At 66.5% G+C, this 17,041-nt stretch carries 15 protein-coding genes; 10 read left to right on the plus strand and 5 right to left on the minus strand.

The window, feature by feature from the left end; genetic code table 11:
- Positions 1–2: 2 nt before the first annotated feature.
- The 5 genes from TBD_RS07910 to amrB are packed head-to-tail and all read right to left on the minus strand — an operon-like array spanning position 3 to position 6,299.
- Positions 3–2,384, minus strand: a complete 2,382-nt coding sequence (locus TBD_RS07910; protein WP_011312094.1) for an ABC transporter permease — start codon at positions 2,382–2,384, stop codon at positions 3–5.
- 11 nt (positions 2,385–2,395) lie between these two features.
- A complete protein-coding gene (locus TBD_RS07915) occupies positions 2,396–3,121 on the minus strand; it encodes an ABC transporter ATP-binding protein (RefSeq protein ID WP_011312095.1) in 726 nt (241 codons plus the stop codon).
- 55 nt (positions 3,122–3,176) lie between these two features.
- On the minus strand, positions 3,177–3,827 hold the full coding sequence (locus TBD_RS07920; RefSeq protein WP_011312096.1) for a dienelactone hydrolase family protein: 651 nt from the start codon (positions 3,825–3,827) through the stop codon (positions 3,177–3,179).
- On the minus strand, positions 3,824–4,918 hold the full coding sequence (gene amrS / locus TBD_RS07925; protein ID WP_011312097.1) for an AmmeMemoRadiSam system radical SAM enzyme: 1,095 nt from the start codon (positions 4,916–4,918) through the stop codon (positions 3,824–3,826). Before amrS ends, TBD_RS07920 begins: the two co-directional genes overlap by 4 nt.
- Positions 4,905–6,299 (minus strand): AmmeMemoRadiSam system protein B, encoded by a 1,395-nt coding sequence (amrB, locus tag TBD_RS07930; RefSeq protein WP_011312098.1) that lies wholly within the window; start codon positions 6,297–6,299, stop codon positions 4,905–4,907. The genes amrS and amrB overlap by 14 nt, the downstream gene beginning before the upstream one ends.
- 174 nt (positions 6,300–6,473) lie before the next feature.
- Between amrB and TBD_RS07935 the strand changes: the two genes are divergently transcribed.
- The 10 genes from TBD_RS07935 (at position 6,474) to TBD_RS07980 (ending at position 17,036) form a co-directional block, all read left to right on the plus strand.
- On the plus strand, positions 6,474–7,907 hold the full coding sequence (locus tag TBD_RS07935; protein ID WP_238376436.1) for a PAS domain-containing sensor histidine kinase: 1,434 nt from the start codon (positions 6,474–6,476) through the stop codon (positions 7,905–7,907).
- Positions 7,908–7,944: 37 nt separating this feature from the next.
- Positions 7,945–8,592 carry a response regulator gene (locus tag TBD_RS07940; RefSeq protein ID WP_011312100.1) on the plus strand — a complete coding sequence of 216 codons (648 nt, stop codon included), beginning with the start codon at positions 7,945–7,947 and terminating at the stop codon, positions 8,590–8,592.
- 159 nt (positions 8,593–8,751) lie between these two features.
- Positions 8,752–10,329: a GGDEF domain-containing protein gene (locus TBD_RS07945; RefSeq protein WP_041432562.1), complete on the plus strand. Its 1,578-nt coding sequence runs from the start codon at positions 8,752–8,754 to the stop codon at positions 10,327–10,329.
- A gap of 164 nt (positions 10,330–10,493) precedes the next feature.
- The gene (locus TBD_RS15230; protein WP_011312102.1) at positions 10,494–12,323 is read left to right on the plus strand and encodes a flagellin; all 1,830 of its coding nucleotides are present in this window, start codon (positions 10,494–10,496) and stop codon (positions 12,321–12,323) included.
- Positions 12,324–12,379: 56 nt separating this feature from the next.
- Positions 12,380–12,775: a flagellar protein FlaG gene (locus TBD_RS14580; RefSeq protein ID WP_011312103.1), complete on the plus strand. Its 396-nt coding sequence runs from the start codon at positions 12,380–12,382 to the stop codon at positions 12,773–12,775.
- Positions 12,776–12,786: 11 nt separating this feature from the next.
- A complete protein-coding gene (gene fliD / locus TBD_RS07960; RefSeq protein ID WP_011312104.1) occupies positions 12,787–14,784 on the plus strand; it encodes a flagellar filament capping protein FliD in 1,998 nt (665 codons plus the stop codon).
- Between the two features lie 14 nt (positions 14,785–14,798).
- Complete coding sequence (gene fliS / locus TBD_RS07965; protein ID WP_011312105.1) at positions 14,799–15,251, plus strand: flagellar export chaperone FliS; 453 nt, start codon at positions 14,799–14,801, stop codon at positions 15,249–15,251.
- A gap of 14 nt (positions 15,252–15,265) precedes the next feature.
- Positions 15,266–15,595 (plus strand): flagellar protein FliT, encoded by a 330-nt coding sequence (locus TBD_RS07970; protein WP_011312106.1) that lies wholly within the window; start codon positions 15,266–15,268, stop codon positions 15,593–15,595.
- Positions 15,596–15,607: 12 nt separating this feature from the next.
- Positions 15,608–16,675, plus strand: coding sequence for a flagellar hook-length control protein FliK (locus tag TBD_RS07975; protein ID WP_011312107.1), 1,068 nt, complete (start codon positions 15,608–15,610; stop codon positions 16,673–16,675).
- Complete coding sequence (locus TBD_RS07980) at positions 16,662–17,036, plus strand: EscU/YscU/HrcU family type III secretion system export apparatus switch protein (protein ID WP_011312108.1); 375 nt, start codon at positions 16,662–16,664, stop codon at positions 17,034–17,036. The genes TBD_RS07975 and TBD_RS07980 overlap by 14 nt, the downstream gene beginning before the upstream one ends.
- Positions 17,037–17,041: the final 5 nt, after the last annotated feature.

Below are 17,041 nucleotides of genomic sequence, written 5' to 3' on the forward strand. Positions count from 1 at the left end.
ATCTATTCGCGTGTCTTGAGCACCGCGACGAGGTCGAGCCGGCCGAGGCGATGCCACAGCAGCAGGCCCGACAGCAGCGCCGAGACGATCACGACGCTTGCCCCCATCGCGTAATTTTCCGGGGTCAGGATGAGCGGAAGCCGGTACAACTCGCTCTGGAAGGCGACCACGAGGATGCCGACCAGCGCGATGCCGACCACGAAACCGACCGGTATCGCGGCGAGCGTGAGCAGCGCCAGTTCGCCGAGCAGGATATAGGCGATTTCTCCGCGGGTGAAGCCCAGCACGCGCAGACTCGCGAGCTCGCGGCCGCGCTCCGAGAGCCCGATGCGCGCGCTGTTGTAGACGACGCCGAAACCGATCGCGGCAGCGAGCAGCGTCGCGACGAGGTTGTAGAACAGGATGAACTCGCCGATCGTCGCGTAGAAGCTCTGGACCGCGGCCTTGTTGGCGACCATGCCGAGCACACGCGGCCGCTCGTGCAGCCGCGCGTAAAGCTCCGTCTCGGCGCCGGGCCGCACCGCAAGATAGGCGCCCGAGACCGTGTTGCCCTCGCGCATCAGTTCGTTGAGTGAGGCCTGCTGCATGTACGCCGATACGCCCAGAAACTGCTTGGTGACGCCGAGCACGGGGACCTGGCGCACGGGGCGGCTGCCTTCGAGCACCTCGACGGTCAGTAGGTCGCCGGGCCTGACGTGCAGAATCTCGTTCGCCAGATGATCGGTGAGGACGACGCCGCCCGGCGGCACCGCGACCGGCTCGAGCTTGCTGTTGAGCGAGCGGTGCAGCTGGCCCTCGGGCTCGATGCCGAAGATCGACGCACGATGCCGGTATTGCCCGAAGCGCAGGATCGCCGGCACGTTGCGATAGCCCTCGACGTGCTCGACGCCGGGCAGCGCGGCGAGCTCGTGCAGTGCGCGCCCCGAAGTCGGTTCGATGAACGCGAGGCCGAGGTCCTCGCGCGCGGCCTGGCGGAACTGCACGTCGACCATGAAATCGATCGCGCCCTTCTGGTAGTTGCCGACCATCATGAGGCCGCAGGCGCAGGCGATGCCGAGCACGGTCAGCAGCGACTTCAGCGGGTGCCGGCCGACGTGGCGCAGGATCATGCGCGAAGGCGCCGCGAGCCAGCGCTGCAGGCCGAGGCGCTCGGCCAGTGTCGTGCGATACGCCATCGGCATTTCGGGGCGCATGCCCTCGGCCGCCGGCAGCCGCACGGCGCGCACGACCGAGACCAGGGTGCCGCTCACGGCGGCGAACGCGGCGACGAGAAAGGCGATCAGTGCGATGCCGGGACCCAGCCGGTAGTCGAGATAGGGAAAGCGGAACGTCGTCTCGGTGTAGACGTGGGAGAGGCCCTGGCCGAACCACGCGCCGAGCGCGAGCCCGGCGGCCACCCCGAGCGCCGACATCACGAGCACGAGCTTGACGTAGTGCGCACCGATCGCCGCGTAGCTGTAGCCGAAGGCCTCGAGCACCGCGATCTGCTCGCGCTGCAGCGCGATCAGCCGGCTCAGCACGATGTTGAGCAGGAAGGCGGCGACGCCCAGGAAGATCGCCGGAAAGACGACCGCCATCGTCCTCAGCTGCTTCAGTTCTTCCGACAAAAAGCGGTTGGAAAACTGGTCCTCGCGGCCGTAGGCACCGGTGCCGCCGTAGCTCGCGAGCACCGCGTCGGCGCGGTCGATCACGTCCTGTTCGTTGGCATCGCGCGCGAGCGTGAGGCTCGCGTGGTTGAAGCCGCCCTCCATGTCGTAGGCGGCGGCGAGCGCGCTGCGCCCCATCCAGAGCACGCCGTAGCGCTTGAAGTCGGGGAACATTGCACCCGGCGCGATCTGGTAGACATACTCGGGCGACACCGCGACGCCGACGACCGTCAGCCGTTTGCGCTTGCCGTTGATGATCGCGGCCAGCGTGTCGCCGGGCTGGAAGCCGTGGGCGTCGGCGAAGGTGTCGGAGAGCACGACCTCGTCGCTGCTCCAGGGCTGGACGCTGCGGCCGCGCTTGAAGTGCAGGCGGTTGAGTTGCGCCGCGCCGACCTCGGGGCCGACGTCAGGCAGCGACAGCAGCTGGCCGGTGATCGGGTCCGAGAAGCCTTCGACCTCGAGCTTCACGCCCGCGCGCACGCGCGTCTCGACGCGCTCGACACCCGGTATCGCGGCGAGCCGTTCGACGACCGGCTCCGGCGCGCGCTTGAGGCCGACGAAGACATCGGCGAAGCGGTATTCGGCGTAGAAGCGGTCGCGCGTCGTGACCAGCGAATCGTAGGTCGAGAGCGACATCACCATGGTCGCGACGCCGCCCATGATCACCGCGGCGATCGCGAGCACCTGGCCGCGCAGGTGCCAGAGGTCGCGGAAGAGCTTGCGGTCGAGCGCTTTCATCGCCAGTTTCGCTACCAGGAAAGCTCGCGCGCCGCCTTCTTCACGGCGTTGCTGCGGATGTCGACAATGTGGCCGTCGGAGAGCCGGATCACGCGGTCGGCCATGTCGGCGATGCCGGCGTTGTGGGTGATGAGCACGGTCAGCGTGCCAAGTTCGCGGTTCACCTTTTCGAGCACTTCGAGCACGACGACACCGGTTGCCGAGTCGAGCGCGCCGGTCGGCTCGTCGCACAGCAGAACGGCCGGATTCTTCGCGATGGCGCGCGCGATCGCGACGCGTTGCTGTTCGCCACCCGAGAGCTGCGCCGGAAAGTGGTCGAGCCGGTTGCCGAGCCCGACGAGCGCGAGCGCGTCTTCGGGGCGCATCGGCGACGGCGAGATCTCGGTCACCGCGGCGACGTTCTCGCGCGCCGTCAGGCTCGGAATCAGGTTGTAGAACTGGAAGACGAAGCCGACATGCTCGCGGCGAAATCGCGTGAGGTCGGCTTCGGACGCACCGGTCAGCTTGTGGTCGAGGTAATAGACCTCGCCGCCGCTCGGCACGTCGAGCCCGCCGAGAATGTTGAGGAGCGTCGACTTGCCGCTGCCCGACGGGCCCAGCAGCACGACGAGTTCGCCGCGCTCCAGCGTGAGATCGATGCCGCGCAGCGCCTGCACCTCGACCTCGCCCATGTGATAGACCTTGGTCAGCCCGCGGGCGACGAAGACAGCGTTGGCGGAGGGGGGAGCGGCGGACATGCGCCGATCATGCCACGCCGCCCGCGCCTCGGCCAACGCGGGTCACCGGTCCGTTTCAGGCGTCGCGTGTCGGCAGGTATTCGGCGAACCAGCCGGCGGCGTGCTCGGCCACCGCCTCGAGCGTGCCGGGTTCCTCGAACAAATGGGTCGCCCCTGGCACGATGACGAATTCCTTCTTGCAGCACAGGCGATCGAAGGCGTACTGATTGAGATCGATCACGCCGTCGTCGTAGCCGCCGACCAGCAGCAGCGTCGGTGCGCTGACCTTGCGCAGCGCGTCTTCACTCGCGAGATCCGGGCGCCCGCCGCGCGAGACGACCGCTCGCGCCGACGCACCGAGCGCCGCAGCGGCCTCGAGCGCGGCGGCCGCCCCGGTGCTCGCGCCGAAAAAGCCCAGCGGCAGGCTGCGGGTCGCGTCATTTGTCGCGGCCCAGCGCGCCGCGTCGAGCAGCCGCCCGGTCAAGAGCGCGATATCGAAGCGCTGCGCATAGTCGCGGTCCTCCTCGGGCGTCAGCAAGTCCATCAGCAGCGTGCCGACGCCGGCGTCGCGCAGGACGCGGGCGACGTAGTTGTTGCGCGGAGAATGGCGCGACGAGCCGCTGCCGTGGGCGAAGAGCACGAGGCCCGCGGCCGCATCGGGAATCTCGAGCATGCCCTCGACGGTCGCGCCGCCGGCCGGGATATGAACGAGCGTCGCCGTGCTCATGTCCGCTGCTCGCGGTGCACGGAGACCGGAATGCGCCGGTTGCCGAAGGGGTGGATGAAGGCGCCGAAGCGGCCGGCGATCGCCGCACCGCACTGCGTGCAGTGGCCGTCTTCGCTGAGCCGATAGTCGTCGATGCGGTACCAGTCGCGCACGATCAGCGCCGCGTGACACGACGGGCAGAAGGTCGTGCCGCCCGTCGTGTCGTGGACGTTGCCGGTATAGACGTAATGGAGGCCCGCCTTCAGCGCGATGTCGCGGGCGCGGGTCAGTGTCGCGGGCGGCGTCGGGGGCACGTCGCGCATTTTCCAGTCGGGATGGAAGGCCGAGAAATGCAGCGGCACGTCGGGGCCGAGTTCGCGCATGATCCAGGCGCTCGACGCCTCGATCTCGGCGTCGGAATCGTTCTGCCCGGGGATCAGGAGCGTCGTGATCTCGAACCAGACGTCGGTCTCGCGCTTGAGATAGGTCAGCGTATCGAGCACGGGCTGCAGGCGCGCGCCGGTCAGCTTGACGTAGAAGTCGTCGCTGAATCCCTTGAGATCGACGTTGGCGGCGTCCATCTTGGCGAAGAATTCGCGGCGCGGTTCCTCGGTGATGTAGCCGGCCGTCACGGCGACGGTCTTGAGGCCGCGCGTGTGGCAGGCGTCGGCGACGTCCATCGCGTACTCGGCGAAGATCACCGGATCGTTGTAGGTGAAGGCGACGCTCTTGCAGCCGCTCTGTTCGGCCGCGGCCGCGATTTCGTCGGGCATCGCGCGGTCGACCATGGTGTCGGTCTCGCGCGACTTCGAGATGTCCCAGTTCTGGCAGAACTTGCACGCGAGATTGCAGCCGGCCGTGCCGAACGAAAATACCGAGCTTCCGGGGTAGAAGTGATTGAGCGGCTTCTTCTCGATCGGGTCGACGCAGAATCCCGACGAGCGGCCATAGGTCGTCAAGACCATTCTGCCGCCTTCCATCTTGCGCACGAAGCATAGGCCACGCTGCCCCTCGTGCAGCTTGCAGTAGCGCGGGCAGAGGTCGCACTCGATGCGACCGTCGTCGAGCACGCGCCACCAGCGTGCGGGCGTATGGGACTCAGGAATGCTCATCGGCGCCCCCTTCCTTCCATTTCGTGACGGTATAGCGCGACAGACGCACCTCGTCGGCCCAGAAATCGGACGGCAGGCCCGCCTTGCGCTTGAGCTGGGCGAGAAAGTCGGCCGGTTCCGGCAACTGCTCCCACACCTGGGGCAGGAAGGTGCTGCGGAAATGCCGGTATTCGAAGACGATGCCGTCGACGCCCGGACGCAGCGCGGCGAGCGCGTGTTCCTCGCTCGCGACCGCGAGCGCTTCGGTCGGCGACAGCAGCGAGACCTCGACGCGGATTTCTCCGAATTCCGCGCGCGACAGCGGGCCGAAACGCGGATCGCGGAACGCCGCGGCAAACGCGTTCTCGCGCACGTCGACGGCCAGGGGGCGGTGCGCTTCGAGCGTGCCGATGCAGCCGCGCAGTTCACCCCGGCGCGTCAAGGTGACGAAGCAGGCGCCCGGCTCGTGCAGCCAGGCGTGCGCCGGAGGCGGTGTCGCGGGCTGGCCGAGTTGCGCGGCGATCTCGGCGCGGGCGAGTTGCAGCAGCGTCGGCCCCTTGTCGGGCTCGGACTGCGCGCTGGAATTCCCCCGGGGTCGCGCCGCCGCGTCGTCCTTCACGAAAGCGAAGGCGCCGTAGCCGACGACCCGCTCCGGGTCGCCCGCCGTGTCCGACGAATTGCGCAGGTCGAGTTCGAGCGGCCGCAAGCCGTGGCGCCTGGCCGCGAGCAGCAGGCCGTTGACCGGCGTCGCGCCACAGGCCTGCTCGTGACTCAATTGCGGCTCGAGTGCGAGGATCGCGTCGGCTGCGGCGCGATCGCTCTGGCGGGCGAGCGGCGCCGGCAGGAAATGCGACAGGTCGGACGAGATCACGATCAGCGTCTCGTCTCCGCCCCACAGCGCATCAAGGACTTCGGCCACCTCCTCGGCCCTGGCCTGCCCCACCGCGAGCGGCACCAGGGTGAAGTCTCCGAGCACGCGCTGCAGAAAAGGCAGCTGCACCTCGAGCGAATGCTCCATCTGGTGGGCGGCGTCGCTGCGCGTGACCTGGGGCAGCGCGGCGAGCAGCTCTATGGCCTCGCGGTCGATCGTCACCTCGCCGAGCGGCGTGACGAAGCGCTCGGCCTCGGGCAAGGCGAGGCCGCGAACGAAGACGCGGTGCGCCGGGCCGAGCAGGACTACGCGGCGGATGCGGCCTTTGAGATCGCCGAGGCGCGCGTAGGCCGCAGCCGCAATCGGACCGGAATAGATATAGCCTGCGTGCGGCACGATCACGGCCTTCGGCGTCAGGCGCTCCGCGCCCGCTTCCCCCTCGGCAAGCAGCGCGTCGAGGGTCTGCGTCAGAACGACGGGATCATCGGGGTAGAAAAGCCCCGCGACGGCGGCGGGTCGTACAGTCGGCATCGACGTTCCTCTTGGGTCCAATAGCTCTCTAGATGCGGTGCATGGACGGGATTTTCAAGACACGGTTGTCTGAAAATGCATCTGCTACTATTCCGCGCAAACGACCGGGGTCGTCATCGTTTCAGCATGCGGGGGAGTATGGTTGCATCGAAAGCCGTCGACGAAAGGACACTGTTGAGGGCTCTGCTCCGCGAATCTCCGAGTGAAGTGCTCGTTCTCGATCCCGAAACGCTGCTGATCGTCCAGGCCAACCCGGCCGCGCTGAAGAACCTGCGCTACCGACTCAAGGAAGTCCGAGAACTTTCCCCGCTGCAGTTTCTGACCCCCGACGACGCCCCGGCGTTCCAAGCCTTGCTGAACCAATTGCGCAGCGGCCGGAAACGCAGCGCCAGGATCAAGGCGCGATGCCAGCGCGCCGACGGCACCCGCTATCCGGTCGAGGCCCGCCTGGTCTATTCGAACGAGAACGGTCGCCCATTCTTCCTGTGCGTGGCCGACGACGTCAGCCAGCGCGACGCGACCCGCGCCGCGCTCGCGCATTCGGCCTCCGACATGCAGGCGATCGTCTCGCACATCCCCGGAATGGCCTTTCAGATCGTCCGCCGCCCCGGGGAGGCGCCGGTGCTGCGCTACGTCAGCGAGCAATCACGGCAGTTGCTCGGCGTCCGCGCCTCCGCCCTGTGCGCCGACCCGCAAGCCTTCTTCGCGCTGATCCTCGAGGAAGACCGCCCGGGCTACCTTGAGCGGCTCGCCGAGACCGCGGGCGGCCACTTGAGTTTCAACTGGGAAGGCCGGATCTGGCTGCAAGCCTGGAAGGACGTGAAATGGATCACGATCCGCGTCAGCGAGCGCGTCACCGCGGACTGCACCCTCTGGGACGGGATCATGCTCAACATCACGCGCAGCAAGGAAGCCGAGGCCGAAATCGACCATTCGCGGGCGCGCCTGCGCGCTTTGGCCGCCCACGTCGAATCCGCGAAGGAGCAGGAACGGCTGTACCTCGCGCGCGAGGTCCATGACGACCTTGGCGGCAACCTCACGACCATCAAGATCGGCCTGTCCTGCCTCGCCCGCCAGTTCCCCTCGGAGTCGACGCCGCTGACCGAGCGCGTGCGCTATCTCGACAATCTCGTCGACCAGACCTTCGAGGCGGCTCACCGCATCGCCTCCAACCTGCGGCCGGCGGCACTCGACTTCGGTATCGTACCGGCGATCGACAGCCAGTTGCAGCGCTTCGGGCGCAATACCGAGATCGCCTACGAATTCCGCGCCCCCACGGACGAGATCCCGCTCGATTCGGCCGCTGCGATCGCCGTGTTCCGCATCGTCCAGGAGGGCCTGACCAACGTCGCCAAGCACGCGCGCGCGACACGGGTGCGGCTGGAACTCGTCCGCGATCGCGACACCCTGCATCTCACGCTCACCGACAACGGCCGCGGCCTGCCCGCCGCACCGAACGGCATGGCGCGGCCGGTCTTCGGCATCCTCGGCATGAGCGAGCGCGCCGCGGCCCTCGGCGGGCAGCTCGTCGTGCGGCCGGCGCCGGACCAGGGCACCGAACTGAGCCTGCGCATCCCCTTGTCCGGCCCCGCGGCCGCGGCGGGATGACGCATAATGTGCGCCAACCCCCCGCAGAGCCTTCCCCGTGTCCGCCGCAAAACCTTACCGCATCCTGATCGTCGACGACCACGCCATCGTCCGTGAAGGGCTCAAGCAGATCCTCGCTGAAGTCGATGACGTCAAAGTCGGCGGCGAGGCGGACTGCTCGAGCGGCGCCTTGCGCATGGCGCGTCAGGAAGCCTGGGATCTGGTGCTGATGGACATCTCGATGCCCGATCGCGGCGGGCTCGAAACGCTCGAACTCCTGAAAAAGGAACACCCCGGGATCAAGGTGTTGATGCTGTCGATGCATCGCGAAACGCAATTCGCGGTGCGCGCGCTCAAGTCGGGCGCGGCCGGCTACCTCAACAAGCAGAGCGCGCCGGCCGAGCTGCTCGACGCCATCCGCCTCGTCGCCTCGGGAAAGAAGTACATCAGCTCCGAAGTGGCGCAGGAACTCGCCAGCCAGGTCAGCGGGGAGCGCGACGGCCTGCCGCACGAGAGCCTCTCCAATCGCGAGTACCAGACCCTGTGCATGATCGCCTCCGGCCTCACGGTCAGCGGCATCGCCGACAAGCTCGCGCTTTCGGTCAAGACCGTCAGCATGTATCGCGGCCGGGTCCTGGCCAAGATGCAACTCAAGAACAACGCCGAGCTGACCCATTACGCGATCAAGCACGGCCTGCTCGACTAGCCCCCCCCGCCCCGGGCCAGCCGTTCTGCCGGCTCGCCGCGCCCGAGACCCGGCGTCCACGGAAATACCCGGCTTTTACCGCCCTAATCGGCGCTTAAGCGTACGCCTTCGGGTCTTACCATGCGCAGCATGGAGCAGGTCCCGACCGGGGCGCCTAAAATGGCCGAACCGACAGAAAAACTCAACCTTCCCGATCCGACCGAGGTCGCGCGTGAAACGCTGCGCCGCTTGGCCATGCGACGGATCGCGCCGACGCCCGACAATTACCAGACCCTCTACGAGGAGATCGTCGGGCCGACCGCGAGCGCCGCAGCGGCGGGTACCGCGACAGCGACGAGCGTGCTCGCCGGCCTGGCCATGGACCTCACGCTGCATCACCCGGCCTTGGCGGCTTCGGCCGAGGCGCTGAAGCAGGCGCTGCGCGCGAGCGACTGGGCGCAATGCCGAAAGCAGGTCGGGCAGATCGTCCTGCAGCTGAAGCCGGGCGGGGGAAGCGGCCCGGGCCAGATCGACACCCTGGGCCTGTTGCGCGAGCTGCTCGTCAAGACGCTCGAATTCGGCGTCGCGACGCAGCTTTCACACAACCCGACGCTCTTCGAGAAGACGCAGCGGCTGGCGGCAGCGGTTCGCGAGGCGAACAGCATCGCCGGCCTGCGCGAGGCCGCGTCCGGCCTGAAAAGCATGTGGATCGACGTCGACCTGCATGTCTCGCATACGCACGACCAGCAGGAGACGCTCAGACGCCTCCTCCTGCTGCTGGTGGAAAACATCGGCGAACTGCTCGACGACGACACCTGGCTGCGCGGCCAGCTCGACGTCGTTCAGACCGTGATCACAGGACCGCTCAAGATCCAGGCGCTGCTCGAGGCGGAAAAACGCCTCAAGGAGGTCATCTACAAGCAGAGCCTGGTCAAGCACGGCCTGCGCGAGGCGACCGCGACGCTCAAGGCGACGATGACGAGCTTCGTCAGCCACATGAGCGACGCGGTCGCGGCGAATGACGACTACCAGCAGACCATCGCCGCGCACATCGAACGGATCAGCCGCACCGAAGACGTGCTCGAGCTGAACCGCATTCTTGAAAATCTGCTCGACGAAACGCGCAGCGCCCAGTCCGACAGCCGCCGCGTCCACGCCCAGATGATCGAGGAACGCGACGCCGCCCAGCATGCCGCCAATCACATCAAGCAGCTCGAACTGGAACTCGCCCAGATGAGCGCCCTGGTGCGCGAGGACCCGATGACGCACAGCCTCAACCGGCGCGGGCTCGACGACGAGTTCGCCCGGGAGGCATCGCGCGCCGAGCGATTTAACACGCCTTTCAGCATCGCCGTGCTCGACGTCGACAACTTCAAGGCACTCAACGACCGGCGCGGCCACAACACCGGCGACGAGGCGCTGATCCATCTGGTCAAGGTCGCCAAGGAAGAGCTGCGCCTGAGCGACCACATTGCACGCATCGGCGGCGAAGAATTCCTGATCATCCTGCCCAATACCCCCGTCGCCGAGGCCGTACAGATCGTCACCCGCCTGCAACGCAGCCTGACCAAGAAATATTTCCTCGACAACAACGAGCGCGTGCTGATCACCTTCAGCGCCGGCGTCGCCGAACGTCGCGCCGGCGAGACCCAGGAAGCCCTCATTGCGCGCGCCGACAGCGCCATGTACGAAGCCAAGCACAGCGGCAAGAACCGCGTCTGCGTCGCGCCGGACGCGCTGCCGCAGGCTGCCGGATGACGATATGCAGATTTTTGAGTTGACAGCCTTAACTTTCTCCGACCCCCGACGATTCCTCACACAACGGCGGTTCACACAGCCCCAGCGGGCAGACCAACGTTGACGGCATCAGCCGGAACTTCGACTCACTCAGACCCCCGTTGGGGCACATAAGGAGAAACACTATGGCAGCAGTGATCAATACCAACATCGCGTCGCTCAACGCGCAGCGCAACCTCAATAGCTCCCAGGCATCGCTGGCTACGTCCCTGCAGCGCCTGTCCTCCGGCCTGCGCATCAACAGCGCCAAGGACGACGCGGCCGGTCTGGCGATTTCCGACCGTTTTACCACCCAGATTCGCGGCCTGAACCAGGCAGCCCGTAACGCCAACGACGGCATCTCGCTTGCACAGACAGCTGAAGGTGCCCTGACCGAGACCGGCGCCAACCTGCAGCGTATCCGCGAACTGGCCGTCCAATCCGCCAACTCGACCAACTCGGCCTCCGACCGCAAGGCGCTCAACGCGGAAGTGCAGCAACTGCTCGCGGAAGTGCAGCGCGTCGGTACCACGACAGAGTTCAACGGCCTGAAGCTGCTCGACGGTACCTTCAGCAACGCCCAGTTCCAGGTCGGCGCCAATGCGAACCAGACGATCTCCGTGACCGTTTCCGGCGCGACCACTGACTTGATCGGCGCCTACCAGGCCACCGGCAACGCAGTGACCAGCGCTGCGTTCGATGGCTCGGGCTTCACCATCAACGGCGTCGAAATCGGCGTTTCCGCAGGCACCAGCGCGGCGGGCGTGACCGCGGACAGCGCGACCGCCAAGGCCACTGCCATCAACGCGAAAACCGGCGAAACCGGCGTCACCGCGACTGCGAGCAGCAACGTCACCGGATCGGGCCCCACCGCCCGCTCGGGCCTCGCCAGCGGCGCCTTGCTGATCAACGGGATCGCCGTCGGCGCGATCGCCGCTGACACCAATGCAGTGACGCAGGGGCGCAACGCCGCTACCGCGATTAACGCCGTGTCCAACCAGACCGGTGTCAGCGCGGTTGCCGATGCGACGACCGGCGCACTGACCTTGTCGACGGCCGACGGTCGCAATATCGAGCTGACTTCGTCGCCTGCGACCGCCGCCGGTGCCCAAGCAATCCAGAACGCCACGGGCCTTGACGTATCGGCCGGCAGCAACGCAAGCGGCAACGAAACCGCGACCCTGACCTTTGCCGTTGCGAACGCCAACGCCGCGGGCGGCATCACGACCGCGAACGGCGGCGGCGACACCATCACGATCGGTGAAAGGACTTACCAGTTCACGATCGACGGCGTGGTTGCGGCAGGCAACGTTGCGGTGACACTGGCCGCCGGCGCTGCGGAAACGGTAGCTATCGCCAATCTGAAGACCGCGATCAATGCCGAATATGCGGCTGGCCGTACGGCCGTCCAAGGCGGCGCAACGACAGCGACCAGTCTGGTGGTGACCTCCAGCAAGCTCGGTACCGGAACGCTAGCCATTGCCGAGACCGCAACCAACGCCGCTGCCATCGCGCCGGGCGCAGCCAGCGGCGGCACGGCGGCGGCTGACGGCAGCGGCATGACCACGCGCGGCACGCTGACGCTCAGCTCACCCGAAAGCTTCACGGTCGCTGGCGCCGACGTGGCCTACGGCGGCCTCGGTTCGGTGTCCGCCTCGCTGACCAAGCTGAACACGGTGGACATCAGCACGGTGGCCGGCTCCAACGCCGCGCTTGCGGTCCTCGACGGCGCACTGAGCCAGGTGACGAGCCAGCGTGCCACGCTGGGCGCGGTGCAGAACCGCTTCGCTTCGACCGTCTCGAACCTGCAGACGACTGCGGAAAACCTCAGCGCAGCGCGCAGCCGTATCGTCGATGCGGACTTCGCGGCCGAGACCGCCAACCTGACGCGCGGCCAGATCCTGCAGCAGGCCGGCACGGCAATGCTGGCTCAAGCGAATCAGCTGCCGAACCAAGTGTTGTCGCTGTTGCGGTAAGCAGGGCAACCCCGGCCGGGGTAACCCGGCCGGGGTTTTGAGACAGGAGAAGCGAAATGCTCATCCAAAACGTCAACAATACAAATCAGGCTTTGCAGCCTGCCAGGCTCGCCGGAGACGGCGGGCCTGTTTCCGTTGTTTCCGCCTCAAATGTCCAGGCACCGCCGACTGCAGTACCCAATCTTCAGCGCACCGCGGCCGATCCGGCTGCCGAAGCGCAACCCTCAGCCATGCAGCTGAAAAACGTGGTGGAAGCCATTAACAAGACACTTCAACAGGCGAACAAGAATCTCGAATTCATCGTCGACAGCGAAACGCACGATCCCGTAGTCAAGCTGGTGGATTCGGAAACCGGCGACGTAATTCGGCAATTCCCCACCGAGGAAGCCTTGTCGATCGCCAGAGCGATCGACAGCTTCCAGCAGGGATTGCTGATCAAGCAGAAGGCCTGAGGAAAGCGACCATGGCAACCACAAGTTCGGTTCTTGATATCAGCAGCATCGTCAGTCAGCTGATGGCGGTGGAACGCCGCCCGCTGACCAAGCTCGCAGCCAGGGAAGCTGGCTACCAAGCCAGACTCTCCGCCTACGGCAGCGTCAAGGGCGCCGTCAGCAGCTTCCAGGCTGCGCTTCAGGCGCTGAACAGTCCGAGCAAGTTCCAGTCGGTCACGGCGACCGCCTCGGACAGCGCTGTTTTTTCCGCCTCGGCCACCAGCACCGCGGTGCCGGGCACCTATTCCATCGAGGTGGCCACCCTCGCCCAGCCACAGAAGCTCGTTGCGGCCGGGCAGGCCAGCAGCAGCGCTGCGATCGGTGGGGGAACGGCGACCACGGTCACCTTCGATTTTGGCACCATCAGTGGCGGCACGTTGGCCAACGGGGTCTATAGCGGTGCGAGTTTTGTTTCGAACGGCGACGGGACCAAGAGCATTACCATCGACAGCAGCAACAATTCGCTGCTGGGCATACGCGACGCGATCAACGCCGCGAAAATAGGCGTCGCCGCCACCATCGTCAACGACGGCAGCGGTTCGCCATACCGCCTCGCGCTGGCGGCGGACCACAACGGCGTCGACCAGAGCCTCAAGATTTCGGTGAGCGGCGACGCCGCGATCGACAGTTTGCTCGCACACGACCCGGGCGGCGTGCAGAATCTCACTGAAACAGCGGCCGCGCAGAACGCCAATCTCAAGATCAACGGCGTCACCGTCACCAAGACCTCGAATACGATCTCCGACGCGGTCGAGGGCGTGACGCTGAACCTGAACAAGGTGACCAGCTCGCCTGCAAGCCTGACGGTCGCACGCGACACGAACTCGATCAAGGCTTCGATCAACAGCTTCGTCAAAGCCTACAACGAGCTGTCGGGGACGCTGAAAAACGTTTCGGCCTACGATGCCGCCGCCAAGAAGGGGGCGATCCTGCAAGGCGACGCCACGGTTCGGTCGCTGCAAACGCAACTGCGGGCGATGATCGGTGCACCGGTCGAGGGTGCGCCCGGCGACCTGAAGACCTTGGCCAGTATCGGGATCACCTTCCAGAAGGACGGTACCCTGGGAGTGGACCAGGGCAAGCTCAGCACGGCGATAGCCGATCACTTCGACGAGATCGCATCACTGTTCACCACGGTCGGCAGCAGCACCGACAGCCTGGTGAGCTTCAGCAGCGGCACCCGCAGCACCAAGGCAGGCAGCTACGCACTCGACGTCACGCAGGTTGCGACCCAAGGCAAAACCGTCGGCAAGACGATCTCCGTCCCGCTCGTCATTGCGGCCGGCAGCAACGACACGCTCAACCTCAGTATCGACGGCGTCGGCGCCTCAGTCGAACTTTCACCCGGCACCTACACGACGGCGGGTGCACTGGCGGCCGAACTGCAAACCAAGATCAATGGCGCAGCCGCCTTGTCCGGGGCGGGTGTGTCCGTCGCGGTTTCGGAAAGCGCCGGGAAACTCACTATTACGTCCGTAAAGTACGGTTCGGGTTCGACGGTGCTCATCAGTGGCGGAACCGCCGAGGTGTCGCTGGGTCTAGACGGCGACGCACCTAGCGATGGGGTCGACGTGGCGGGCACGATTGCCGGCGTGACGGCCAGCGGCTCCGGCCAAGTCTTGACCGCGAGCAGCGGCGAGGCCACGGGCCTGGCGATCGTGGTGAACGGGGGGACGCTCGGCAGCCGCGGCAGGCTGCACTACTCCCAAGGCTATGCCGCGACGCTCAACAGCTGGGCAAGCGCGGTCCTGGACAGCGACAGCATCATTTCCGCGCGAACGGACGGCATCGACAGAAGCATCAAGGATGTGGCCAAGCGGCGCTCCGAATTCGAAGCGCGTCTGGTCAACATGGAAAAGCGCTATCGCGCGCAGTTCGTCGCACTCGACTCCATGCTCGCCAGCATGAACAACACCAGCAATTACCTGACCCAGCAACTGGCCAACCTGCCCGGCAACCAGAAATCATAGCGAGGAATCAAGACGTGTACACGAACCCCAGAAGTGCCGCGCGCGCCTACGTCAACGTAGGCTTGGAAACCGGCGTGAGCGTGGCCAGCCCTCACCAACTGATCGTCATGCTCTACGAGGGTGCCGAGTTGTCGATCCGGATGGCGATCAAGCATCTCAACGAAGGTGATATCGCCAAGAAATGCGCTGCCTTGAGCAAGGCGAGCCACATCCTCGTCGATGGCCTGCGTGCTTCGCTCGACCTCAAGCAGGGCGGCGAGATCGCACAGCAACTCGACAGCCTGTACGAATATATGAACCAGCGTCTGATGCTGGCGAACATCAACAACCAGACTGCACCGCTGGAAGAAGTACTGGGCCTGCTACGCGAACTGCACGAAGCCTGGCGCCAGATCGGCGCGCAAGCACCCGCCGCTGCCTCGGCAGCCGGTGGGTCCCGCCCCGCCATGCCGCACATCGCTGCCTGAACCGGAGACTTGCCATGACCAGCAACGAAATGCTCAGCACCTACGAAACCCTCTCCGAGCTCACCGGAACGATGTTGAATGCCGCGCGCGAGGGCGAGTGGGAGCATCTGGCCACGCTCGAGCAGCGCTGTCGCAGTTACGTCGGCACCTTGATGGAGGCGGCGCCGATCCCGCTGAACGCTCAGGAGCAACGGGCCAAGGTCGCGATCATCCGTGCCATCCTGCAGAACGACGCGCAGATCCGCGCGCTCACCGAGCCACGGCTGCACGAGCTGCAACAGCGCCTGCAGGCGACACGTGTGGGACAGCGCGGCATGGCCGCCTACGGAGCGCAGCGGGCCTGACGCCCGCACCCCATGTATCCGGCGCAAGCGCTGTCCCGCGTTGTGGCCGCCCAGCCTGTGCTGGACGCGATCGAGCGCGATCACGGTGCGCCACGGGCGGCGTTCGAGCACCTGACGATCGGGCAGAGCCTGACCGGCCAGGTCAAAAGCCTCGCGAAGGGGGTCGCGCTGGTCGAAATTGCCGGCCAGACCGTCGCCATGCGCCTGCCCCATACCGCGCAGTCAGGCGACACGCTGCGCCTGCGATTCGCCGGACACATGCCACAGGCGGTTTTCCTGCTCGAAGCGCCCGAAACCGCAGCAGCCGGCGACACGCCGCAACTGAGCCCGACGGCGCGCCTGCTGAGCGACCTCGTGCAACGCCTGCCCGAGCGCAACGCGCCGCCCACGCTGACGCCGCCCCTGCCCCTGTTCGAGTGGCCGGGTGCAGCGCCCGCCGAGATGGCGCTCGCGCTGCGTACGGCGCTCGTCCGCAGCGGCCTGTTTTACGAATCGCATCTCGCCGACTGGGCGGTCGGTCTCGACAGCGTCGATGGGCTGATGCAGGAGCCGCAAAACCGCCCCGCTGCCGCCCAACAGGAGCCCCAGCACCGCTCAACTACCGCCGAAACGGCGCGCGCCGCGAGTCCACAGGCGGCGTTGTCCGAACCTGGCGCGAACGGCGAGCAGAAACCGCTCAGTCCCATGCTCGCCTTGCTGTCACAGCAGTTGCAGGTGTTGGAATCGCCGCAGTTCGCGTGGCGCGGCGAGCTGTGGCCGGGGCAGTCGCTGTCCTGGTCGCTGCGTCAGGAAAGCGACCCCGACTCCAAGCACGGTAATACCGGCACCCCGCGCGTCGATGATTCGACGCGGCGCTGGGAATCGCGACTCGATCTGACGCTGCCCCGCCTCGGCAAACTGACCGTGCACATCACGCTCGACGCCCGGGACGCCCGGCAGGCGTTCAGCATCCGGATCACGCCGGAGCGGCCCGCGGTCGAAACGCTGCTTCAGGATAACCAGGCGCGCCTGCTTTCCCAGATGTCCGCGGCCGGCTGTGCGCTTCAAGCTTTTGTGGTGCAACACGATGCCGACGCCTGACACGCAGCCGGCCGCGAGCGGGGATGTCGGCGCGTTATCCGAAGGGGCATCCCTTGGGACAGCGGCTCTACAGTCCCGGCCTACTCCCCGCGCGTGCGCCGCCCTCGCCTACCGCGGCGGGGACGCGGCGCCGCGCGTCGTCGCCAAGGGCCGCGGCATCCTGGCTGACAGCATCATCGAAAAAGCCCGCGCGTCGGGCGTGTACGTCCACGAGTCTCGCGAACTGCTGGCGCTTTTGATGCAGATCGACCTCGACAGCCACATCCCGCCGCAACTGTACATCGCCGTCGCGGAATTGCTGGCGTGGCTCTATCATCTGGAAGAAACCGGCGACCGACGCCTATCGCATCCTCCCACTTGAGCACA

The organism is Thiobacillus denitrificans ATCC 25259 (assembly GCF_000012745.1).
Taxonomy (GTDB): Bacteria; Pseudomonadota; Gammaproteobacteria; order Burkholderiales; family Thiobacillaceae; genus Thiobacillus; species Thiobacillus denitrificans_B.

Bases quoted from the DNA above. Each gene is read 5' to 3' on its own strand.
- TBD_RS07910 (WP_011312094.1), bottom strand. From the start codon at position 2,384: ATGAAAGCGCTCGACCGCAAGCTCTTCCGCGACCTCTGGCACCTGCGC.
- TBD_RS07915 (WP_011312095.1), bottom strand. From the start codon at position 3,121: ATGTCCGCCGCTCCCCCCTCCGCCAACGCTGTCTTCGTCGCCCGCGGG.
- TBD_RS07920 (WP_011312096.1), bottom strand. From the start codon at position 3,827: ATGAGCACGGCGACGCTCGTTCATATCCCGGCCGGCGGCGCGACCGTC.
- amrS (WP_011312097.1), bottom strand. From the start codon at position 4,918: ATGAGCATTCCTGAGTCCCATACGCCCGCACGCTGGTGGCGCGTGCTC.
- amrB (WP_011312098.1), bottom strand. From the start codon at position 6,299: ATGCCGACTGTACGACCCGCCGCCGTCGCGGGGCTTTTCTACCCCGAT.
- TBD_RS07945 (WP_041432562.1), top strand. From the start codon at position 8,752: ATGGCCGAACCGACAGAAAAACTCAACCTTCCCGATCCGACCGAGGTC.
- TBD_RS15230 (WP_011312102.1), top strand. From the start codon at position 10,494: ATGGCAGCAGTGATCAATACCAACATCGCGTCGCTCAACGCGCAGCGC.
- TBD_RS14580 (WP_011312103.1), top strand. From the start codon at position 12,380: ATGCTCATCCAAAACGTCAACAATACAAATCAGGCTTTGCAGCCTGCC.
- fliD (WP_011312104.1), top strand. From the start codon at position 12,787: ATGGCAACCACAAGTTCGGTTCTTGATATCAGCAGCATCGTCAGTCAG.
- TBD_RS07970 (WP_011312106.1), top strand. From the start codon at position 15,266: ATGACCAGCAACGAAATGCTCAGCACCTACGAAACCCTCTCCGAGCTC.
- TBD_RS07975 (WP_011312107.1), top strand. From the start codon at position 15,608: ATGTATCCGGCGCAAGCGCTGTCCCGCGTTGTGGCCGCCCAGCCTGTG.
- TBD_RS07980 (WP_011312108.1), top strand. From the start codon at position 16,662: ATGCCGACGCCTGACACGCAGCCGGCCGCGAGCGGGGATGTCGGCGCG.